This window comes from Pseudoxanthomonas sp. CCNWLY206-1 (genome assembly GCF_039710385.1).
In the GTDB taxonomy this organism is placed as follows: domain Bacteria; phylum Pseudomonadota; class Gammaproteobacteria; order Xanthomonadales; family Xanthomonadaceae; genus Pseudoxanthomonas_A.
In genome coordinates, this window is the sequence record NZ_JBDKXI010000003.1 from 33,409 (window position 1) to 52,948 (window position 19,540).

The 19,540-nt window shown below is 63.1% G+C and carries 20 protein-coding genes, 2 tRNA genes and 1 other RNA gene; 9 read left to right on the top strand and 14 right to left on the bottom strand.

All coding sequences use genetic code 11. The annotated features are described in order from the left end of the window. Positions 1 to 37: 37 nt before the first annotated feature. Entirely contained in the window at positions 38 to 1,882 is a 1,845-nt protein-coding gene (locus tag AADW18_RS07650) for a glycosyltransferase family 39 protein (protein ID WP_337342788.1), read from the bottom strand. Positions 1,883 to 1,953: 71 nt separating this feature from the next. Between AADW18_RS07650 and AADW18_RS07655 the strand changes: the two genes are divergently transcribed. From AADW18_RS07655 to AADW18_RS07670, 4 genes are read left to right on the top strand one after another with little or no spacing between them, the layout of a single operon-like run. Further along, positions 1,954 to 2,880 carry an AAA family ATPase gene (locus AADW18_RS07655; protein WP_337342789.1) on the top strand — a complete coding sequence of 309 codons (927 nt, stop codon included), beginning with the start codon at positions 1,954 to 1,956 and terminating at the stop codon, positions 2,878 to 2,880. A gap of 54 nt (positions 2,881 to 2,934) precedes the next feature. Beyond that, on the top strand, positions 2,935 to 3,903 hold the full coding sequence (locus AADW18_RS07660; RefSeq protein ID WP_337342790.1) for a DUF58 domain-containing protein: 969 nt from the start codon (positions 2,935 to 2,937) through the stop codon (positions 3,901 to 3,903). Continuing rightward, on the top strand, positions 3,887 to 5,830 hold the full coding sequence (locus AADW18_RS07665) for a DUF3488 and transglutaminase-like domain-containing protein (protein ID WP_337342791.1): 1,944 nt from the start codon (positions 3,887 to 3,889) through the stop codon (positions 5,828 to 5,830). The genes AADW18_RS07660 and AADW18_RS07665 overlap by 17 nt, the downstream gene beginning before the upstream one ends. Before the next feature lie 17 nt (positions 5,831 to 5,847). Continuing rightward, the gene (locus AADW18_RS07670; protein WP_337342792.1) at positions 5,848 to 6,372 is read left to right on the top strand and encodes a Slp family lipoprotein; all 525 of its coding nucleotides are present in this window, start codon (positions 5,848 to 5,850) and stop codon (positions 6,370 to 6,372) included. Positions 6,373 to 6,610: 238 nt separating this feature from the next. Here AADW18_RS07670 and AADW18_RS07675 read toward each other — a convergent pair whose 3' ends face one another. The 4 genes from AADW18_RS07675 to dnaX form a co-directional block, all read right to left on the bottom strand. Then, positions 6,611 to 6,970 carry a histidine triad nucleotide-binding protein gene (locus AADW18_RS07675; protein WP_337342793.1) on the bottom strand — a complete coding sequence of 120 codons (360 nt, stop codon included), beginning with the start codon at positions 6,968 to 6,970 and terminating at the stop codon, positions 6,611 to 6,613. Positions 6,971 to 6,990: 20 nt separating this feature from the next. After that, the gene (gene recR / locus AADW18_RS07680; protein WP_337342794.1) at positions 6,991 to 7,590 is read right to left on the bottom strand and encodes a recombination mediator RecR; all 600 of its coding nucleotides are present in this window, start codon (positions 7,588 to 7,590) and stop codon (positions 6,991 to 6,993) included. Between the two features lie 165 nt (positions 7,591 to 7,755). After that, positions 7,756 to 8,076: a YbaB/EbfC family nucleoid-associated protein gene (locus AADW18_RS07685; protein WP_337342795.1), complete on the bottom strand. Its 321-nt coding sequence runs from the start codon at positions 8,074 to 8,076 to the stop codon at positions 7,756 to 7,758. A gap of 115 nt (positions 8,077 to 8,191) precedes the next feature. Beyond that, positions 8,192 to 9,952, bottom strand: a complete 1,761-nt coding sequence (gene dnaX, locus AADW18_RS07690; RefSeq protein WP_337342796.1) for a DNA polymerase III subunit gamma/tau — start codon at positions 9,950 to 9,952, stop codon at positions 8,192 to 8,194. Between the two features lie 139 nt (positions 9,953 to 10,091). Between dnaX and AADW18_RS07695 the strand changes: the two genes are divergently transcribed. Beyond that, positions 10,092 to 10,184: transfer RNA gene (locus AADW18_RS07695), tRNA-Ser, on the top strand. A gap of 49 nt (positions 10,185 to 10,233) precedes the next feature. After that, an RNA gene (ffs, locus tag AADW18_RS07700) (signal recognition particle sRNA small type) lies at positions 10,234 to 10,330 on the top strand. A 118-nt stretch (positions 10,331 to 10,448) separates the two neighbouring features. Here the strand turns inward: ffs and AADW18_RS07705 are convergent. From AADW18_RS07705 to AADW18_RS07735, 7 genes are read right to left on the bottom strand one after another with little or no spacing between them, the layout of a single operon-like run. Next, positions 10,449 to 11,477, bottom strand: coding sequence for a beta-propeller fold lactonase family protein (locus AADW18_RS07705; protein ID WP_337342797.1), 1,029 nt, complete (start codon positions 11,475 to 11,477; stop codon positions 10,449 to 10,451). Between the two features lie 13 nt (positions 11,478 to 11,490). Beyond that, on the bottom strand, positions 11,491 to 11,928 hold the full coding sequence (locus tag AADW18_RS07710; protein ID WP_337342798.1) for a molybdenum cofactor biosynthesis protein MoaE: 438 nt from the start codon (positions 11,926 to 11,928) through the stop codon (positions 11,491 to 11,493). 1 nt (position 11,929) lies between these two features. Continuing rightward, positions 11,930 to 12,172: a MoaD/ThiS family protein gene (locus tag AADW18_RS07715; protein ID WP_337342799.1), complete on the bottom strand. Its 243-nt coding sequence runs from the start codon at positions 12,170 to 12,172 to the stop codon at positions 11,930 to 11,932. Next, positions 12,169 to 12,660 carry a cyclic pyranopterin monophosphate synthase MoaC gene (gene moaC, locus AADW18_RS07720; protein WP_337342800.1) on the bottom strand — a complete coding sequence of 164 codons (492 nt, stop codon included), beginning with the start codon at positions 12,658 to 12,660 and terminating at the stop codon, positions 12,169 to 12,171. Before moaC ends, AADW18_RS07715 begins: the two co-directional genes overlap by 4 nt. Before the next feature lie 49 nt (positions 12,661 to 12,709). Then, positions 12,710 to 13,744, bottom strand: coding sequence for a GTP 3',8-cyclase MoaA (moaA, locus tag AADW18_RS07725; protein ID WP_337342801.1), 1,035 nt, complete (start codon positions 13,742 to 13,744; stop codon positions 12,710 to 12,712). Beyond that, positions 13,741 to 14,499, bottom strand: a complete 759-nt coding sequence (locus AADW18_RS07730) for an MBL fold metallo-hydrolase (protein ID WP_337342802.1) — start codon at positions 14,497 to 14,499, stop codon at positions 13,741 to 13,743. Before AADW18_RS07730 ends, moaA begins: the two co-directional genes overlap by 4 nt. After that, complete coding sequence (locus AADW18_RS07735; protein ID WP_337342803.1) at positions 14,499 to 15,248, bottom strand: 3-deoxy-D-manno-octulosonic acid kinase; 750 nt, start codon at positions 15,246 to 15,248, stop codon at positions 14,499 to 14,501. Before AADW18_RS07735 ends, AADW18_RS07730 begins: the two co-directional genes overlap by 1 nt. Before the next feature lie 216 nt (positions 15,249 to 15,464). On the opposite strand from AADW18_RS07735, the gene AADW18_RS07740 reads away from it, so the two are divergent. Both AADW18_RS07740 and AADW18_RS07745 read left to right on the top strand, forming a co-directional pair. After that, positions 15,465 to 16,520, top strand: a complete 1,056-nt coding sequence (locus tag AADW18_RS07740) for a glycosyltransferase family 9 protein (RefSeq protein WP_337342804.1) — start codon at positions 15,465 to 15,467, stop codon at positions 16,518 to 16,520. 110 nt (positions 16,521 to 16,630) lie between these two features. Beyond that, complete coding sequence (locus AADW18_RS07745; protein ID WP_337342805.1) at positions 16,631 to 17,695, top strand: nitronate monooxygenase; 1,065 nt, start codon at positions 16,631 to 16,633, stop codon at positions 17,693 to 17,695. Positions 17,696 to 17,701: 6 nt separating this feature from the next. Here AADW18_RS07745 and AADW18_RS07750 read toward each other — a convergent pair whose 3' ends face one another. Both AADW18_RS07750 and AADW18_RS07755 read right to left on the bottom strand, forming a co-directional pair. After that, complete coding sequence (locus tag AADW18_RS07750) at positions 17,702 to 18,109, bottom strand: DUF6165 family protein (protein ID WP_337342806.1); 408 nt, start codon at positions 18,107 to 18,109, stop codon at positions 17,702 to 17,704. Between the two features lie 310 nt (positions 18,110 to 18,419). Continuing rightward, a tRNA-Ser gene (locus AADW18_RS07755) sits at positions 18,420 to 18,510 on the bottom strand. 201 nt (positions 18,511 to 18,711) lie between these two features. Here AADW18_RS07755 and AADW18_RS07760 point away from each other — a divergent pair. Beyond that, positions 18,712 to 19,416 (top strand): PP2C family serine/threonine-protein phosphatase, encoded by a 705-nt coding sequence (locus AADW18_RS07760; RefSeq protein WP_337342807.1) that lies wholly within the window; start codon positions 18,712 to 18,714, stop codon positions 19,414 to 19,416. Positions 19,417 to 19,540: the final 124 nt, after the last annotated feature.

Below are 19,540 nucleotides of genomic sequence, written 5' to 3' on the forward strand. Positions count from 1 at the left end.
GAGCTGCCGATGAATTGAAAAGCGCCGAGACAGGCTTTCAGTCGACGCCTATCTCGACGGGCTGCTCCTCCCACGTTTCCACGCTGCCGTCACGGCCGTGGAGACGCAAACCCAGCCAGTGACGGCCCGGCTTCGTGGTAGCAGCATTGATTCGCGCGGAGAATCCCACGTTGGGATGGCTGGGATCCGTTGAAATGCGCCAAAAGCTCGCTGTCCCTGGACTGGACAGCCCGTACGCGGCCTCGGCGACGGTCTTGCCGTCGAGCAGCACCTCAACACGCTTCAGGCCTACTCCATCCTTGAATGCCCATCCGGATGCGGTGAAAGTTTTTCCTATCCTTGCGCCGCTTGCAGGTACGTCGAACCACGCCATCGCTGGCGCCGTGCACGGACCTTTGTTCTTTTCCTTACCCAAGGCGAACAGTAAAAAACGCTGGCGACCGTGATCTACGCTGACCACTCGAGGTGCAGGCAGAGGACCGACCCGCTCACACAATGAGTGATAGTGCTTCAACAAATTTTTGTACGGAACCTCGCTGGCTGCCACCACCAGTAGTACTGGTCTACTGCGGTTGCCATCGCTTTCCAACTCCCACAAGCGCAACTGCGGCGCGCGCCCGTGTTTGCGGTTGAGTGGATGGTCCAGGACCGGAATGTCGGGGTCGCCCAGCGCGAAACCCAGTTCCGCGCCAACTTTGAAGTTGTCCGCCAGCAGCCCGGTGTCTGATGGAAGCTTGGCGCGTTCCTCGCGTACCGCCTGCGCCAATGCGCCCCAACCTGCAAAATTGGAGGGATAGAATTTCTCCGCGGCGAAATCTTCCCGCCACGCGGGCACCGACACCACCAGGTAATAGCCCAGCATCAGCATCGTGCCGATCGCCGCCAATCCCCAGGCGAGCCAACGCAGCACTCGCGGCCACTCGCCGAGCACAATGGGCGCCGCCACGATAAGCGCCAGGTATCCCGGCAGCGTCCAATGGAAGCTCACCCGTTCCACGTCGGCGAAAAAGCCCAGCAGGAAGAAGCCGAACGTGGATACGCCGCCCAGCATGCCGAAGTAGCGCCACTGCGCCGGCATACCGGTATTTTTGCGGAACGCGCGCAAGCTAACCTGCAACAGGGCGAAGAACAGCAGCGGCGTCACCATGGCCGCTTGAATCAGCACGAACCAGCCACCGACCGGTTGGAACGACCAGGGGTGACGGTCGAGCAACTGGAACCGCAAGCCCGCGTCGGCGTATTCCAGATTCCATGCGATCAGTGGAACCCACGCGGCGACGCCCACCGCCAGCGCCACCCACACGCGCGCATCGCGCAACAGGCGCCGCCCTTCCGGCAACATCAACAATGCGATGAGACCCACGCCGATCACGCCGAGGAAACGGTAGTGGCTCAACGCACCCACCGCCAAACCCAGCGCCAGCTCCGCCGCGGAGGTCGCATCCACCTCACGCAGCAATCTCGCGCCCGCATCCAGGCACAGAACGGTGGCGAAGGCCATCGGTACGTCCGGCAACGCCAGCAGCCCCAGGGTGCCCGACAACGGCATCAGCACCATGATGCTGCCGGCGCGCCAACCCGCAGTAACGCCGAACCAGCGTGTGGCGATATGCACAACCAGCCACGGCGTCAACGCGGCAAGCACAAGAAAGGGAGCCCGCAGGGCCAACACATGCTGGCCGCCCATCTCCGTACCCACCCGGGTCATCCATGCCGTCAGCCCCGGCAGATCGGAATAAGCTGCGGCCAGGTGCCGGCCTTCCTGCCAGTAGAACGCCTCATCCACGAACAACGGCAGGCGCGCGGCAATCACGACCTTGATCACAGTCACCAGGGCCCACAGGCCCAGGAAGATTTGTTTTGCGCGTCGTTCGTCTCGCATCCCGCTACACTTCCCTGGAAAATCACATAAGGACCGAACGCGCGATGTCTGCTATTCCAAGCCCTCGTCCTATGCTATCCGAAGCCTTGGCGGACGCACTGAAGCGCGCGCAACAACAGGTCAATTCATTGGTGCTGGGCAAGGCGCACGAAGTCAGGCTCGCCTTTGTCGCGCTGCTGTCCGATGGGCATCTGCTGATCGAAGATCTGCCTGGCTTGGGCAAGACTACCCTCGCCCATGCCATGGCGGCCACACTGGGACTGGGATTCCAGCGCGTGCAGTTCACCTCCGACCTGCTACCGGCCGATGTGCTTGGCGTCTCCATATACGACGCGCAATCGCGTGAGTTTCAGTTCCATCCCGGCCCGGTATTCACCAACGTTCTACTGGCCGACGAAATCAATCGTGCCCCGCCGCGCACGCAAAGTGCGTTGCTGGAAGCCATGGCGGAACATCAGGTCACGCTGGACGGCACCACTCACGCATTGCCGGATCCGTTCTTCGTCATCGCCACGCAGAACCCAGTCGATCTTTCCGGCACCTATCCGCTGCCCGACTCGCAGCTGGATCGCTTCCTGTTGCGGTTGGCATTGGGTTATCCGAATGCCGAATCCGAACGCGCGCTGCTCGCCGGCAGTGATCGGCGCACGCTCATAGCGCAGACCATGCCGATACTGTCGTCCGACGATGTGCTGGCGTTACGGCAAGCCGTCGGTGAAGTGCGCGCCAGCGATGCACTGATCGGCTACGTACAGGCCTTGCTGGTACGCAGCCGCCAGCATCCGGGTACACGCGTAGGGCTATCGCCGCGCGCCGGCATCGCGCTGTTGCGGGCGGCGCGCGCGTATGCGCTGCTGCTGGGTCGCAACCACGTGTTGCCCGAAGACGTGCAGGCGCTGTTCTCCGCCGTGGCCGCGCACCGGCTGGTAGCCGAAGCGGAAGCCTCTTCGGCACCGGCACTGGCCAAAGCGATCCTGCATGCGGTCCCGGTGGACTGAGGCCGCGTTGCTTCATCCGGGTAACTCCATTCGGGAAAGGGAATAGCCTCGACGATGCTCGCCAGCTTGCGCGAACGATTGGCCAGTCACTTCGTCTTGTTGGCGCGTCCGCGTCATGCCGAAGCACTGCCTGTGCAACTGAACCGGCGGAGGGTCTATGTACTACCGACAAAATTCGGTTTGTTCTTCGCCGCGTTGCTGTTCACCATGGTGCTGGGTGCGCTGAACTACAACAACAATCCCGCGCTGCTGCTGGCGTTGCTGCTCTGCGCCACCGGCATGGCCAGCCTTATTGCCGCGCATCTGCAATTGTCGGGGCTGCGCTTCGAGGCGGTATCCGCCGAACCAGTTGCCGCAGGCACCCCGCTGTCGCTGCACATCGCTTTGTCGGCGAAGGATGGCCGGCCACGTCGCGGGCTGCGGCTGGATGTACTGAAGACAACGGCCTTCGCGCCGCCGTTCGCCAATGAGCCCGTCATCGTTGCCGTGACCTTGCCGACTCAGCAACGCGGCTGGCTGGATCTGCACCGCATCCGCATTTCCACCACGCAACCGCTGGGATTGGCACACGCTTGGTCATGGGTATGGCCGGCCACGCCGATGCTGGTCTATCCGGCACCGGAAACGCACGGACCGCCGCTTCCCAGTGGCAAGGGTGAAGGTTTGCAAACCCGCCTGCATCCCGCCGGCGATGACGTGCACCATCTACGCGCCTATCGCGCCGGCGACCCACGACGCGCTATCGCTTGGAAACCCTCTGCACGCCGCAATACCTTGCTGGTGCGCGAATACGAACAGCCCCTCGGGATAGAAGTCGCGCTGGAATGGAACAGCCTGTCGGCCGTGCCGTATGAACAGCGCATTCGCCGCCTGGCGCGCTGGGTCGATCTGGCTGAGCGCGAAGGTCGTCGCTATCGGCTGGTGCTACCCGGTCAGCCCGCATTGGGCCCGGCGCAAGGCGTCGCCCATCGCCACCTCTGTCTGCGCGCACTCGCGTTGCTGCCCCATGTCGAAAGCCGCTGATCTTTCTCTACCGGCGATAGACACCGGCAGCCGATTGTGGACGCTGGCGACCACCGGGCTGTGCCTGCTGGCATTGTTACTGCAGTTGCCGGCTTCGTTGGCTGCGGGAATCGGAGCAGCCGCGCTGGCCGTAGCCGCCGCATCGTGGCGCAGACCGATACCCGCAGTGCTGCGCGTGCTGATGGCATTGGCCATGCTGGCCGCGGTGCTGTCGGTGATGGGTCTGCGCTTCGGTCGCGACACGGGTTGCGCGATGCTGGCGGCGATGCTGGCGATCAAGCCGGCTGAAACCTTCAGCTTGCGCGACTCACGCAGCCTGCTGGGTTTCGCCATGTTCGCGCCATTCGCCGCGTTCCTGCTCGACCAGGGACCGATGATGATGGTGCTGGCGTTGCTGGGGGCTTTGGCTGGCCTGGTAACCCTGCAGCGACTAGCCGACGTCGAAGCGTTCGCGTTGACGACATTCACCTCTCCACTGCACCGGTTGACGCAGGTCGGAAAACTGGTGGCGATTGGTCTGCCGCTGATGTTGGCCGCATTCTGGTTGTTCCCGCGCTTCTCCTCGCCGCTTTGGGGAGTTCCCGAGCGCGCATTGAGCCGGCCCGGCCTGGGCGACAGCATGAGCCCAGGGGGATGGCTGGACTTGATGGCGGACGATTCGCCTGCCCTGCGGGCGCAATTCTTCGGCGCCACACCGAAGAGCGAGGAGATGTACTGGCGCGGACCGGTGTTGTGGGATTTCGACGGACGCACCTGGACCCAGCCGGCTTGGATGCGCAATCTTCCCGCCGAACCGGTAACCACCGGCGATCTTCAGTGGGATTACCAGATTGAACTCGAGCCCACCGATCGTCGGCAGTTGGTTGCGCTGGATCTGCCGATTGAAACTCCCGCTGGCGTCCAGGTTTCTTTCGACTATGGTTTGTATGTCGCCGCCCCCTTGAGTTCGCTCACCCGCTGGAGGATGCAATCGGCACCGCCCGCAAGCTTCGGGCCGCGACTCAAACGGGTGATGCGCCAACGCGCTCTGGCACTGCCGACGGGATATAACCCGCGCACGCTGGCCTTGGCTGCGCAATGGCGCCGGGAGGCCGGCGACAACGACGATGCCGTCGTTCGTCGCGCGCTGGGATGGATCCGCGCCGAATTCGCCTACACACTGGATACCCCACTGCCAGGCCGGCACGCCGTTGATGAATTCCTGTTCGATCAGAAACAGGGCTACTGCGAACATTTCAGCTCTGCATTCGTAGTGCTGATGCGTGGCGCCGGCATTCCGGCGCGTGTAGTCACTGGCTACGCCGGTGGTTATCGCAACGGCTTCGGCAACTACTGGGTCGTCAGGCGAATGGATGCACATGCCTGGGCGGAAGTCTGGCTACCACAGCGTGGTTGGGTACGTGTGGATCCCACGGCGGCGGTGGCGCCCGAACGCATCTACGACACCTTGGAGGATCGCGTCGCATCGGCAGGCGGATTGAATGGGCTGGTTCGCATGGGAGATTTCAGCGACTGGCTGCGCCGGGGCTGGAACGATTTCGTACTTGGCTTCGACGCCGCCCGGCAGTTGCAGATGCTGCAACGGCTGGGCGCGAACGGCTTGGGCACGGCGGGTTTGGGTGTCCTGTTCGGACTGTTCGCTCTATCGGCACTAGGTTGGATGGCCTGGCTGCTGGCGCGTGGCGAGCGCGAGCGCGACCCGCTATTGCGCGCCTGGCACCGACTGGATGCGCGCTATGCGCGACTGGGACTTGCACGCGAGCCACACGAGCCCGCCTTGGTCTGGGCCCGCCGAGTCGCCGCCACCCGGCCACAGGGTGCCAACATGCTGTTTTCGCTCAGCCGCCGTTTCGTCGCCGCGCGCTACGCTGATGCCAGTGGGGACCATGGCGCGCTGATCGAAGAACTGCGCCGGCATCGCCCATGAACCTCTGGAGATCGGTCATGAAGCTTCGCATTCTCATCTTTGCCGCAGCCACCGCACTACTGGCCGCCTGTGCCACTGCTCCCAAGCCGCTTCAGGGCGCTTTTACTCCCGTCAATCCGCGCGATTCGGTGGCCAGCCCTCAGGTCGGCGCCACGGTTCGCTGGGGCGGCCGCATCATCGAAACCAAGCCAGGCCAGAACAACACCTGCTTCCAATTGGTGTCGCGTCCACTGTCCGGCACCGGTCGGCCGTTGAGTTCCGCGCCCGACGCCACCGACGGCCGCTTCATCGCCTGCCGCGCTGGCTTCTATGATCCCGCCGTGTTCACCGAGGGCCGCGAGATCACTTTCGTCGGACGCATTGATGGTTACGAAACCGCCCGTATCGGCGAGTACGACTATCGGTTGCCACGTGTCGCCGCCGACGTGGTTTATCTATGGCCGGAAGTGCGTGAGGTGGAAGTACGCCCCTATCCTCTCTACGATCCTTATTGGGGCCGGGGCCCTTATTGGGGACCGCGCTGGGGTTGGTGGGGCTGGTAAGAAGGCAGTCCGCTTCCCCGCTACGAAAACGCCGCTCAACGAGCGGCGTTTTTATTTCTTTCCAGGAAGCTAGTCATGGAAATGGCGTAGGTCGGCCCCATGCGGCGGGACGCATGCCACACACGCAAGCTGCGACTGTGCGCGACCTGAGTGCAACGGATCGTTCGCATAGCGCAGGCTACGACAGACATCAAAAAACTCGCGGCGGTGACGCCGCTCTACGTCACCGCTCACCACCCTACCGCGACGTACCAAACCGCCCCAGATGCGCGCCGGCCAACAAGTGCAGATGGATGTGGTAGACCGTCTGGCCACCGTGCTCGCGGCAATTCATCACGACTCGGTATCCATCTTCGGCCAGGCCTTCGCTGCGAGCGTACTCGGCCGCCACCAATACCAACCGGCCCACCAGCTCCGCTTGATTCGGTTTCAGATCGTCCAGGGTGGGAATAGCTTCATTCTTCGGGACGAACAGAACATGCACCGGCGCCTGTGGGGCAATGTCCTTGAACCCCAGCACATGTTCGTCCTCATAGACGATGGTGGCCGGGATTTCTCGGCGGATGATCTTGCCGAAGAGTGTGTCGTTGTCGGACATGATGATGATCCTGCGATGGTTTATTGGGGCATCTCGCTGCGCGAACCGAATGCGTGCGACAGCGTACCGCGGTCAACGTATTCCAGTTCTCCACCCAGCGGCACGCCATGCGTCAGCCGGCTGGGACGCACGCCATGCTGGCGAGCCAGCTGCGCCAGGTAGTGCGCGGTAGCCTCGCCCTCCACCGTGGGATTGGTCGCAATGATCAGCTCGGCGATCTCGCCTTCCGCCAGGCGATTGGCGAGCAGGTCCAGCCCCAGCTCGCGCGGCCCGATGCCATCCAGCGGCGAAAGGCGCCCTTGCAATACGAAATACAGACCGCGGTAGCCGGTAGCCTGTTCGATGGCCAATCGGTCCGCGGGCGATTCCACGGCGCATAACTGATGACGGTCTCGGCTGGCGCTGGCGCAGGTGGCGCAGATCTCGGTTTCCGCAAAGTCACGACACATCGCGCAATGGCCGATCTTCTCCATCGCCGTCTCCAGCGCTGCGGCCAGCCGCTTGCCGCCTTCGCGCTCGCGCTCCAGCAAATGGTAGGCCATCCGCTGCGCGGTCTTCTGACCGACGCCAGGCAGAACGCGCAGAGATTCGATCAGTTGTTCGAGTAATGAAGCGCTCATCGCGGAATTATTCTTGGCGGAAGTATTTTGATGAAGCGGCATACGGCCTTCAGGCACGCTGGATTTCTGAGGCGCAGCACTTCCAACCTCATCCGCCTCGGCATCTGGCACTCGAGCACTAGGCGTCGCGAGGCATCTCTCCAATGCCGGAGAAAGGGGCGACCGTCAGAACGGCAGCTTCATGCCTGGCGGTAACGGCATGCCGGCGGTGGCCGAACCCATCTTCGCCTTGGATTCCGCGTCGACCTTGTTGGCGGCGTCGTTGAAGGCGGCGGCGATGAGATCTTCCAGCATTTCCGCGTCGGACAGCACCGATGGGTCGATCCGCACCTTGCGGCACTCCTTGGTGCCGGTCAGGGTCACGCTGACCATGCCGCCACCGGCATTGCCAGTGACTTCAAGTTTGGCCAGTTCTTCCTGCGCACGCTGCAGGTTTTCCTGCATTTTCTGCGCCTGCTGCATTAATTGGGCGATATTTCCACGCATTTCCAAGGCCTGTTGTCGAGTCCAGAAGGGCCGCGACGGTCGCGATGCCGCGCGGATCGGAAAAGGATGAGGGCGAGCATGCCACTACGCAACCGAGCCGCGCCCCGGCCCGCACTTATTCTTCGAAAGGACGGATCGAATCCGGCACCACCTTGGCGCCATGCTGCTGAATCAGCCGCTGCACGTCCGGGTGGCTCATGAACGCTTCCTCGGCGGCGTTCTGTTGCTCGCTACGCTGACGATGGCCACGTTCCTTCAATGTTTCGGTTACCGATGCCGCTGCGACGAATACGAGCTTCGGAGCGGCACCATACCGCTGAGCGATGGCATCGGTCAGTTCCTTCACCGAGCGCTCGGAGCGCAGATAGTCGAATCCGGTATCCAGCGAAAGCCGCAGCACGCCGGCTTCGTACCCGGCGAACCCGGCGTTCTCCACCAACTGGCGCGCGGCGCCTTTCAACCCACTGTTGTCAGCGAAATACAGCCAGGTCTCCACATCGGTGATGCCGATGTCGCCCGGCGAAAACGACGCGGCAAGCTCAGGTCTGGTTGACTCTTGCTGGGTCGGTTCAGACTTGATGGGCTCAGACTTGACGGGTTCAAGCTTGATCGGGTCCGGCGCAGAAGGCACCGCGCGCACTGCGGACGCAGCAGGCGCCAATGGCGGTGGCGTTTCATGCCGCGCCATCTGTTGCGGTATCGGTTCGACTGCCGGACGCGCCATTGGCGCGGTCGGTGCGGCGGTCCTGGCCGCCGAAGCCGCAGCGCTGGTTTCTCCGGCTTTCATTTCGCCGGGTTGCGCCGGTCGGAATGCCAGCATGCGCAGCACGCTCATTTCGAAACCGGCACGCTGGCTGGGAGCGAAATGGAGATCGCGGCGGCCGTTCAGGGCCATCTGGTACCAGAGCTGCACCACTTCCGGGCGCAATCGGCCAGCAAGACCCTCGGCATCGACGCCTTCGGCGTCAATTGCGGCGTTGGGCACCAACTGGCGTACCTGTATCCGGTGCAGCGCTTCGGCCAACGCTTCCAGCACGCCACCCCAATCGGGCGAGAACTCCGCCAAAGCGGCAACCACTTTCAGCAGCGTCTCGCCGTCGCCATCTGCCAGCGCCTCCAGCATGGCGTTCACCTGGGTGCGGTCCACCGTACCCAGCATGGTCCGCACGCCCTCCTCGCGCAGGGCGCCGCCGGCATAGGCGATGGCCTGGTCCAGGAGCGACAAACCGTCACGCAGGCTGCCATCGGCGGCCTTGGCGATCTGGCGGATGGCGCTGTCGTCGGCTTCGATCTGTTCAGCGTTCAGTATCTTGGTGATCTGGCCGGAAATCTGGCCTTCATCCAGACGCTTGAGGTTGAACTGCAGGCAACGCGACAGCACGGTGACCGGGAGTTTCTGCGGATCGGTGGTAGCCAGCAGGAACTTGACGTGTTCCGGCGGTTCTTCCAGCGTCTTCAGCAACGCGTTGAACGCCGCCTTCGACAGCATGTGCACTTCGTCGATCAGATAGACCTTGAACTTGCCGCGCGAAGGCATGTACTGCGCGTTCTCGATCACTTCGCGAACGTCATCTACGCCGGTGTTGGATGCGGCGTCGATCTCCAGCAAATCGATATAACGGCCAACATCGATGTCCAGGCAGGCCGCGCACTGGCCGCAGGGATCTGCACTGGTGCCGTGTTCGCAATTCAGCGATTTGGCGAAGATGCGGGCGATGGTGGTCTTGCCCACGCCACGGGTGCCGGTGAACAGGAAAGCATGGTGAACGCGGCCGCTATCCAGCGCATTGGTCAGCGCCCGGACCACGTGTTCCTGGCCCACCAGCTCGGCAAAACGCTTCGGACGCCACTTACGGGCAAGGACGAGATAGGACATGCCGACATTGTGCCACGGCGGGTCGCCGGCCCTGCGATCCGTCGTGAAAGCGAGGCGATTCAACAGGTACTCGCAATAAATCCCCGCGACAGCTAGAATTTGCGGCCCTGAAAGCAGCCGGAAGGCGGCGGGCAGGTCCGGAGAGGTGTCCGAGTGGTTGAAGGAGCACGCCTGGAAAGTGTGTAAGCGTCTAAACCGCGCTTCGGGGGTTCGAATCCCCCTCTCTCCGCCAGTTTTGTAGTTTCGATGCGTCGCAACGCGCATTCAGTCCTATGGTGGCCCCGTCGGCCCCTCGCGACGCTAGGTTGAAAATCCCGCCAGGGCCGGAAGGCAGCAACGGTATCGACTGATGCGGGCGCCGAGGTCAGCCGGCGGGGCCGCCACCTTTTCGGGCGTCGATTACCTGGTAGAGCCGAGCTTGCTCGGCTGCTCTCCGTGGTGCCGCGTGCCAGCCGCAGAAGCAGCGGAGCAAGCTCCGCTCTACGCCGGCTATTCACTACGGCAAGAGCGGGGCGCGCGGGCGCGCGACGATAGCCAAGGCATCAGGCTCGCGCCCGGTCACCCAATAATCGATTACCTGCCAGCGTTCGGTGTCGATCACCGCGATGCGATCGCCGCCGCTGATGGCCACGTAAGCGCGCGGGGTGTCTGGATCGACGATTACCCCGATCGGCAGGGCGGCTTTACCTAGCATGGTGTCCTGGTATTCGGTGTCCTCGCGGGACAGTGCCACGGTGGCCAACGATAGCTTGGTACGCGCATCAAAGACTTCCAAGGCGGCGGACCGGGCCTTAGTCACGAAAGCCATCCGGCCATCGGGCGAAAACGTCACGCGGATAGGAAACCCCTGGCTGGTCATGCGTCGGCGAATTGCCAGCGTTTTCGGGTCGTGCACGGTGATGGTGCCTTCCTCGCGATTGGTGACCCAGACTTCCCGGCCATCCGGGCGCACCGCGATGCCTTCGGCGCCTTTGCCTGCTGGCCGCTCATGGGTTTCCACGCCCACGTTCAGGTCGACGCGACTGACCGCGCCCTTACCAATCTTGGCGACATAAGCGAAACGCTCGTCCGGCGACAACGCCACCATGTGACCGACGCCATCGCCAATATCGATCTCCTTGTCGATCCGGTCTGCTGCGATATCGACCACGAGCAGGCGCGCCGAGGCCTCGGTAGTGACCACCACGCGCCGGCCGTCCGCCAGGAAACGCAGTCCGTGGGGGGCACCATGCTGGCCGAGATCGATCTGGCGGCTCGGCTTGCCCGTGGCTAGATCGAGCACCGACAAAGTATTGCCGGAACGGACTCCGCCATAGTTGCTGACCACGGCGGTGCGCCCGTCCGGCGACACCGATATTTCATGCGGCGCATCGCCGGTGCGGAATTCACCGATCCTGCGCCCGTCCTTCAGCGACAACCGCCACACGGTGTCGGCCGACTTATTGGCTACCAGCAATTCGGAGGCGTGCGAAACCGCCGCCGACAACCAGAGCAGCCAGCCCAGCGTTAATGTAGCGCCCCTCATCCCCTAACCCCTTTCAGCCGTCTTGCCGCGCGTCATTCTGCGGATGCAGCCAACCCGCGTCGCCATCCCGATAGTGTTCGTGTTTCCAGATCGGCACTCTCGCTTTGACCTCATCGATGATGAAGCGGCAGGCGTCGAAGGCCGCGCCGCGGTGCCCTGCACTCACACCGACCCATACCGCCAGATCCCCGATGGCCAAGTCACCGATGCGGTGCACGCAGCAAGCTTCCACGATTTCGAAACGCTCCATGGCTTCACTCAAGATGCGTTCGCCCTCGGCTTCTGCCAGCGCGGCATAAGCCTCATAACGCAAGCCATCGACTTTGCGGCCATCGTTATGGTCGCGCACCCAGCCTTCAAAGGACGCGTAGGCACCCGCGCGCTCATCCAGCAATCGCGCACGAAGCTCGTCTATCTCGAACGGTATATCGGCCAATCGAAAGCGGTTCATTTCAGCCTCCGCTCACGGGTGGGATGAACGCCACTTCGCCGCCGTCGGGCAACGGATCGCTCCAGCGCGCGAACTCGCCATTCACGGCGACCCGCAGTGCATCTGTCTTCCAACCGATCCCGTGTCGCGCACTGACTTCTGCATAAAGCATCGACAAGTCGTGCGCCGAAGTCTCCACCGTTTCCAAACCCGTGCCAGCGGCATCGCGCAAGCTGGCGAAATAGAGCAGCGTCACCTTCGTCATGAGGTCTCACCGAAGTCGCGTTTGCCGCCGCGCTTGGCCGCTAGTTTTGCAGGGCCAATCACGATGCTGTGCGACAGCGCCTTGCACATGTCATAGACCGTCAACGCCGCCACGGTGGCGCCAGTCAGCGCCTCCATCTCCACGCCGGTGCGGTGTGTGGTCTTGACCTGGCATTCGATCCGCAGCGATTGTTCACCGTCCCAGTCGATCGCGATCCGGCAACTGTCGATCGGCAATGGATGGCAGAACGGGATCAGCTCGTGCGTACGCTTGACGGCCATCGTTCCGGCGATGACCGCGGTATCGACAATGCCGCCTTTGGCGCTGCGCAAACCATTCTTCCGCAATTGCTGCGCCACATCCTTGGGGAAACGCACGCGGCATTCCGCGCGGGCTTCACGGGCGGTGACCGCCTTTGCGGATACGTCCACCATGGCCGGTCTTCCGGCGGCATCCAGGTGCGTCAGTGATTTCTTGCCTGTGGCCATGATCGGTTCGAAAGGAGGTTCGCCGCCATCATGGCGGAGCGGGTAGAGCTTACCCGCCGATGAGGAACATTTCGACGTGCTTGCGATTGCGCGCCGACGGCAAGCCGCGCATTTCGCTATAGCGGTCGGCGCGTCGCGCCCACAGCGCAGAGACACGGGCGACCAGCGCGTCCTCGCCCTGCGCCAGCGCCGCGCGCAGGTCCGTGCCCGCAGCGGCGAACAAGCAGGTATACAAATGGCCATCCGCAGATACGCGCGAACGATGGCAATCGCCGCAGAACGGTTCGCTGATCGAGCTGACGAAACCTATCTCGCCGCCGCCATCCTCGAAGCCGTAGCGCGTCGCTACTTCGCCGCGATAATTGGCATCCAGCGGACGCAGAGGCCAGCGTGCGGCAATGCGGTCGCGCAGTTCGGCCGAAGGCACCATTTGTTCGCGCTTCCAGCCATTGCAGGTGCCTACGTCCATGTATTCGATGAATCGGAGGACGTGTCCGCTGCCGCGGAAGTGTTCGACCAAGGGCAGCACCTGATCCTCATTGACACCGCGCTGGACCACGCTGTTGATCTTCAGGCGGCGAAAACCGGCGTCCACGGCTGCATCGATGCCGGCCAGCACGTCTTCCACCCGCCCGCGTCCACCCGACATGACGCCGAATACGTGCGGTTCCAAAGCATCGAGACTGACGGTAATCCGGCGCAAACCGGCATCGTGGAGCGGACGTGCGTGCGCGGCGAGCAGTGAGCCGTTGGTGGTCAGCGCCAGGTCGTCCAATCCGTCGATGGCCGCCAGTCGCCGGACCAGCTCCGGCAAGCGCTTGCGCAGCAGCGGCTCTCCGCCGGTCAGGCGCAACTTGCGTACGCCAACGCGCACAAAGCCCCTGACCAGCGTTTCGATCTCATCAAACGACAGGCGCGACGCGGCATCCAGGCCGTAGTCGTCGGGCACTTGATCGGCCGGCATGCAGTAGCCGCAGCGATAGTTGCAGGCTTCGATCACCGACAGCCGCAGGTCGCGAAGCGGACGCCCACGGACGTCGCGCGGCGTGGCAGTCAATTCAGGTGTCGGCACGGTGCTGTTCATGCGGTTTGGACCCGCATTATGACGGGTTCGTTCAATGCCAGCGTCTCTCCCGGCCCCGCGACGCGATGGCCACGCGCTTCCAGTAGCCGAGCGTCGGCCGCGCTGGCGTAGTGATACAGCACGCATCGCTGGAGCAGTTCCGGGGTGTATTCCCGTTCCAGGTCGTCGATGCCGCTATGCGACGGATTGCCGTGCAGTGCGCAGTCGTGAGCGATCAGCTCGTCCGCGTCGGCATAGCGCGCCAGCATCTCCGGAATAGGCCGGGTATCGCCGGTCCATACCATGCTGCCGGGTAGACGCAGGCCGAAAGCGGTGTCCGGCCAATGATGGCGCACCGGAAACACTTCCAGCCGGATGCCGTCGTGCCAGAACGCACTGCCGACGGGGATCAGCTGGAAGGCATCCCAGAAATTGGCGCCGCCTTCGGCCAGGACGTTCGGATATTCGCCCACTCGCTGGTGCAACAGCGGCACCACCGGCGCCGGTACGTACAACCTGGTTTTGCCGTGCCGTGCGGGGTCGAAATAGCTGCTGACGAACAGCCGCTCGAATCCCGCCACATGATCCAAGTGCACGTGCGTGACGAACAAAGCCGTCGGCAGCTGGTCGTATTGCGCTGAATACGCCGTCAGTCCTTCCGCGCCGCAATCGATCGTCAGCCAGGGAGCGCCATCGCGCTCCACCGTGGCCATGGCCGAACCCAGGTCGACCGCCGACGCATTGCCAACACCATGAAAGCGCAACCGCCAGGGCATCAGAACCCCCGAGACCAGGCGATATCGTAGGCTTTGCGCAAACGCGCATAGTCGTAGTTCACTTCATCCACCGACCGTTCGCCGCGCGTCTTCAAGAGAGAACGCTTGAGGCGGGAAAGATTCGCCTCCCGCCAGCCGGTGGCGGGAATCCGGAGAGCGCCGCGGTCGAAGTCGATCAGCCAGCCATGGCCTTTTTCGTCGAACAGGATGTTGTGAGCGTTGAGGTCGGCATGGTCCAGACCCGCCCGATGGAAGCGCGCGATCAATCGGCCGCTGGCGTCCCATGGCGCGTCGCCCGCCTGCGAGTGAGCCAGGTCGGCCAACGGGCGCACATCCAACAAACGCTCCATCAGCAGCGCGGCGCGGTAGAACATGCCTTCTCGCACGTAACTGGCCGCTACCGGCCGTGGCACCGGCAGGCCGCGCTCCAGCAGCGCCCGGGTCAGCCGGAATTCGGCGAAACTGCGCGTGCGGTTGGGGCCTCGCCAAACATAGCGATCACGGCTCAGACGCGCCGCCAGCCCGCCACGCCGATATATCCGCAATACGCAACGGCTGGATGGCGCATCGATGAACCAGGCGCCGCCGCGTCCACCGCTATCCACAGGCTGTGCGCGGTCGCCCCATTTTTCCGGAACGAACCAATCCGGATCGGCCTGCCGCATATGCTTGCGATCGAACAAAATCGCGCCGTACGCGTCGCCTTCGCGGAACGGCGTCAAGGATTCCGAGGCGTCGAAGCTGACCATTCGGCGAGTCTAGAGCGTGTCAGCGCCGTTTGGATAGCTTGGGCGGTGGTGCATGCCCGCCCTGCGGCAGGTCTTGGAGGGAATCGCACGCGATAAGCCATATTCAAGACAGTCCGTTACGCTGTCGTGGTCCAGTGTTTATCGACATACACTTGCTCACCTTTCCTCTCGCGCATGCGCTTCGGCGTGGACGCCTTCCCTCTGACAATCCCTACTTTGCCTACGATTCCTTCCTCGTTTTGCCTGCTTCGCCTGTCCGCACTGGGCGACGTTACCCATGTCGTACCGTTGGTCCGCACGCTGCAAAAGCGTTGGCCGCAGCCGGAAAACCGATTGCATTGGATTATCGACAAGGCTGGTCACAAGCTGCTCGAGGGGCTGGAGGGAGTGACATTCCACGTTTACGACAAGAAATCCGGTCTGGCCGGCATGCGGGCGTTACGCCGCGAGTTGCCGACAGAGGGTTTCGACGCGCTGCTGCAGATGCAGGTCGCATTCCGCGCCAACGTGCTGTCGGGTTTCGTACCCGCACGTCGCCGTATTGGCTACGACCGTTCCCGCTCCAAGGACCTGCATGGGCTTTTCATCAACGAGCGCATTCCCGACCGGCCGGGCATCCATGTGCTGGATGCGATGGGCAGCTTCTGCGAACCCCTGGGCCTGCGACAGACCGAGGTCGTCTGGGACCTGCCGATACCCGTGGAAGCGCGCGAGTGGGCGGCGGCGCAGTGGGAAAACGATGGCGTGCCGGTGCTGATGATCTCGCCTTGCTCCAGCCACGTCCGCCGCAACTGGTACCCCGATCGCTACGCCGCGGTCGCCGACCATGCCGCCAACCGCGGCTGGCGAGTGGTGCTGTGCGGCGGGCGCAGCGAACTGGAACGCAGCACCACCGATGCCATCCTGGCCGCGATGCGCGCACCGGCGCTGGATCTGGTGGGAAAGGACACATTGAAGCAACTGCCGGCCTTGCTTGAGCGCGCTGACTTGGTCGTGACGCCGGATTCGGGCCCCATGCATATCGCCAACGCGATGGGTACCAAAGTGCTGGGCCTGCATGCGGCCAGCAATCCGCTGCGCAGCGGGCCCTATTCGGATGTGCGCTACTGCGTGGACATGTACGACGCCGCGGCGCGGAAGTTCATGGGTAGGCCTGCGAGCGAACTCAAATGGGGCACCAAGATCGAGTTCGAGGACGTGATGGCGCTTATTTCCGTGCAGGATGCCGTGGATGCTTTCGAGCGGTTCGTCGCCGACGCCGCCAAAACCTGACGCTGGAATCGCTCCCGGCAGGGTGGATTGTCAAGGTAGCGGTTCGGGGTCACCGAGGTACCCAGGCCCTAAGCGCATAATCCGTTTCGTCATCACGGCAGGATATTTCGATGTCGCTGCAAACGCTGCTGGGAACAGAACTTCCTCTTCTGCAAGCACCCATGGCCGGGGTGCAAGGCAGTCGGCTGGCGATTGCCGTCAGTACTGCCGGGGGGCTGGGCGCATTGCCCTGCGCCATGCTGTCGCAAGAGATCATGCGAGAGGAAATCGCCGCGATACGCGCGCAGACGGCACATCCTTACAACCTCAATTTCTTCTGCCATGCACCGCCGCCCGCCGACCCGGTACGCGACGCGGCATGGCGCTCGCGTTTGGCGGACGACTATCGCGCCTGGGGCATCGATCCGACCACGCTGCCAGCAGGCCCTGGGCGTAATCCTTTCGATGCGGCGATGGCGGAATTCCTGCGTGAGTTCCAGCCACCCGTGGTCAGTTTCCATTTCGGCCTGCCGCCTTCCGATTGGTTGGCGCCACTGCGCGACTGGGGCTGCCGGATATTGGGTTCCGCGACAACGGTCGATGAAGCGCGCTGGCTTCAGGCGCACGGCGTGGATGCCGTTATTGCACAAGGCCTGGAAGCGGGCGGCCATCGCGGCATGTTCCTGTCGGATGACCTGACGTTGCAGATGGGCACGTTCGCATTGCTGCCACAGATCATCGCGGCCGTTGATCTGCCCGTGATTGCGGCGGGCGGCATTGCCGACGCCCAGGGCGTGGCCGCCGCCATGGCGTTGGGCGCGGCAGGAGTGCAGATCGGTACTGCCTACCTGCTGTGCCCGGAAACCGAAACCCGTCAAGTTCATCGGGATGCGCTGCAAAGCCTCACCGCTCACCACACGGCACTGACCAATGTTTTCACCGGCCGTCCCGCGCGTGGCATCGTCAATCATGCGGTCCGCTCATGGGGTCCCATCAGTAGCGACGTGCCGGCATTTCCGCTGGCGACCAGCGCAGTGGCGCCATTGCGTCATGCTGCCGAAGCGAAAGGCCGTGGCGACTATTCGCCGCTATGGGCGGGCCAGAACGTCACCGGATGCAAGGACATCCCAGCCGCGCAACTGACCTGGGAACTGGCGATGGGATTCGGTCGACAGGAGCCGCCTTGCATCGTTTAGGCCGAGTTACGGCGCAGCGCCAGTTTTATAGTCCTGGTAGGACTTTTCTTCCACATAGCTGGAACCCAGCGCCAGGTTGATATCTTTCTTGATGCGGGCACGTTCGTCGTTCTCGAAGTAGACGCTGCGGGCCAGGCGGATGAATTCGTCGTCGAAGACCTGCGCCTTTTCCTTGATGCGAATGTCGTCCTCGATCACCCACAGGCGTTCGTTGACCGCCTTCAGTTGCGCACGCAGTTCCGCGATATTGCCGCCTGCGGCCGGGTGCGCCATCCAGGTCTTTTCCAACGCCGACAGTTCGTTGCGCACATTCGCCAGCTTGGCTGGGTCGCTCATTCGCTCGGACTTGATTTGCAGAATGGCGATCTTGTCGAGCAATTCGCCAAAGGAAACAGGAACCAGAATTTCTGACATAGGACTGCGCCGGTGCGTGAATCGGGTCAGTTTAGTCGAGATGGCTGAACGTGGCGTACTCGTTTTCTGGTTCCACGGCCCCGGCGAACCTGTGGGAGCGGCGCCTCGCCGCGAGCTCTTGCTGTCAGATACGAGAAGCAAAAGCTCGCGCCGGGACGGCGCTCCTACAACATCCATGTGCCTCGCCTTTCGGGCGGCTGCGCCGTGCAGAACGGCAATCCTGCCGTTCTGTCGAACCCACGGGTTCTCTTCCAAAATCCCCCTCTCCGCCAGATATGAAAAAAGCCCCTCGCGGGGCTTTTTTCGTATCTGGCGGAGAGGGGGGGATTCGAACCCCCGATGCGCTATAAACGCATGCCTGATTTCGAGTCAGGTACATTCAACCACTCTGCCACCTCTCCGGGTGGTTTCCCGGCGCGAACCGGGGCCGTGCATGATACGGGGCGCCCCGCATCCGGACAAGCGGAGCAGACATGCTCCTACCTGAATCTGCTGAACACCGCCTGCCCAGCGGCGCGCTTTTTCCTTGCCTGGTGTCCGCTTCCCCCGGATCATTCCGTATGAATGGGTAGGGAAAATCCCGTCCAACACCACAGGGCACCATGATCGAGTTCGGGCATATCACCCACGTAGGCCTAAGACGGGAATTAAACGAGGACACCTACTACGGCGACAGCGAACTGGGGCTGTGGCTGGTGGCCGATGGAATGGGCGGGCATGCTTGCGGCGAGGTCGCCAGCGCGCTGGCGCGCGAGACCATCGTGCGTGAAATCCGCGAAGGCACCCCCCTGACACAAGCCATTCGGATCGCGGACGAAGAAATCATCCGCACCTCCCGTCGCCGCAACGATACCCTGCCAATGGGTACGACCGTGGTGGCGGCGCGAGTACAGGGCAATCGCTTCGAAGTGGCCTGGGTGGGCGACAGCCGCGCCTATTTATGGCGCGACGGCCAGCTGGCCCAACTCAGCCAGGACCATAGCTACGTACAGGAACTGATCGCCCAAGGCGCGCTGACCAGCGAACAAGCGCGTTCGCATCCTCACCGCAATGTGGTTACGCAGGCGCTGGGTGTCACCGACCCTAATCATCTGAACGTGGCAACCATGACGGGCGAGTTGAAACCCGGCATGCAATTGCTGTTGTGCAGCGACGGACTGACGGAAGAAGTCGATGACAGTGGTATCGCCGACACGCTGCGTCACGACGATTGCAGCGCACAGGAATGCGTGGACACGCTGGTGGCCGCTGCCCTGGACGGCGGCGGCTCCGACAACGTCACCGCGATCCTGGTGCGTTGCCACTGATTTCTCGTCCTTTCCTTTGTAGGAGCGCCGTCCCGGCGCGAGCTTTTCGCTCTTGCCGTGATCTGACTGAAAAAGCTCGCGCCGGGGCGGCGCCCCTACGGATTCGGATCCGCGGCTTGCAGCG

What these genes read in the sequence shown, in the direction of transcription:
- AADW18_RS07650 (WP_337342788.1), bottom strand. Translation starts at nt 1,882, where the DNA reads ATGCGAGACGAACGACGCGCAAAACAAATCTTCCTGGGCCTGTGGGCC.
- AADW18_RS07655 (WP_337342789.1), top strand. Translation starts at nt 1,954, where the DNA reads ATGCTATCCGAAGCCTTGGCGGACGCACTGAAGCGCGCGCAACAACAG.
- AADW18_RS07660 (WP_337342790.1), top strand. Translation starts at nt 2,935, where the DNA reads ATGCTCGCCAGCTTGCGCGAACGATTGGCCAGTCACTTCGTCTTGTTG.
- AADW18_RS07665 (WP_337342791.1), top strand. Translation starts at nt 3,887, where the DNA reads ATGTCGAAAGCCGCTGATCTTTCTCTACCGGCGATAGACACCGGCAGC.
- AADW18_RS07670 (WP_337342792.1), top strand. Translation starts at nt 5,848, where the DNA reads ATGAAGCTTCGCATTCTCATCTTTGCCGCAGCCACCGCACTACTGGCC.
- AADW18_RS07675 (WP_337342793.1), bottom strand. Translation starts at nt 6,970, where the DNA reads ATGTCCGACAACGACACACTCTTCGGCAAGATCATCCGCCGAGAAATC.
- recR (WP_337342794.1), bottom strand. Translation starts at nt 7,590, where the DNA reads ATGAGCGCTTCATTACTCGAACAACTGATCGAATCTCTGCGCGTTCTG.
- AADW18_RS07685 (WP_337342795.1), bottom strand. Translation starts at nt 8,076, where the DNA reads ATGCGTGGAAATATCGCCCAATTAATGCAGCAGGCGCAGAAAATGCAG.
- dnaX (WP_337342796.1), bottom strand. Translation starts at nt 9,952, where the DNA reads ATGTCCTATCTCGTCCTTGCCCGTAAGTGGCGTCCGAAGCGTTTTGCC.
- AADW18_RS07705 (WP_337342797.1), bottom strand. Translation starts at nt 11,477, where the DNA reads ATGAGGGGCGCTACATTAACGCTGGGCTGGCTGCTCTGGTTGTCGGCG.
- AADW18_RS07710 (WP_337342798.1), bottom strand. Translation starts at nt 11,928, where the DNA reads ATGAACCGCTTTCGATTGGCCGATATACCGTTCGAGATAGACGAGCTT.
- AADW18_RS07715 (WP_337342799.1), bottom strand. Translation starts at nt 12,172, where the DNA reads ATGACGAAGGTGACGCTGCTCTATTTCGCCAGCTTGCGCGATGCCGCT.
- moaC (WP_337342800.1), bottom strand. Translation starts at nt 12,660, where the DNA reads ATGGCCACAGGCAAGAAATCACTGACGCACCTGGATGCCGCCGGAAGA.
- moaA (WP_337342801.1), bottom strand. Translation starts at nt 13,744, where the DNA reads ATGAACAGCACCGTGCCGACACCTGAATTGACTGCCACGCCGCGCGAC.
- AADW18_RS07730 (WP_337342802.1), bottom strand. Translation starts at nt 14,499, where the DNA reads ATGCCCTGGCGGTTGCGCTTTCATGGTGTTGGCAATGCGTCGGCGGTC.
- AADW18_RS07735 (WP_337342803.1), bottom strand. Translation starts at nt 15,248, where the DNA reads ATGGTCAGCTTCGACGCCTCGGAATCCTTGACGCCGTTCCGCGAAGGC.
- AADW18_RS07745 (WP_337342805.1), top strand. Translation starts at nt 16,631, where the DNA reads ATGTCGCTGCAAACGCTGCTGGGAACAGAACTTCCTCTTCTGCAAGCA.
- AADW18_RS07750 (WP_337342806.1), bottom strand. Translation starts at nt 18,109, where the DNA reads ATGTCAGAAATTCTGGTTCCTGTTTCCTTTGGCGAATTGCTCGACAAG.
- AADW18_RS07760 (WP_337342807.1), top strand. Translation starts at nt 18,712, where the DNA reads ATGATCGAGTTCGGGCATATCACCCACGTAGGCCTAAGACGGGAATTA.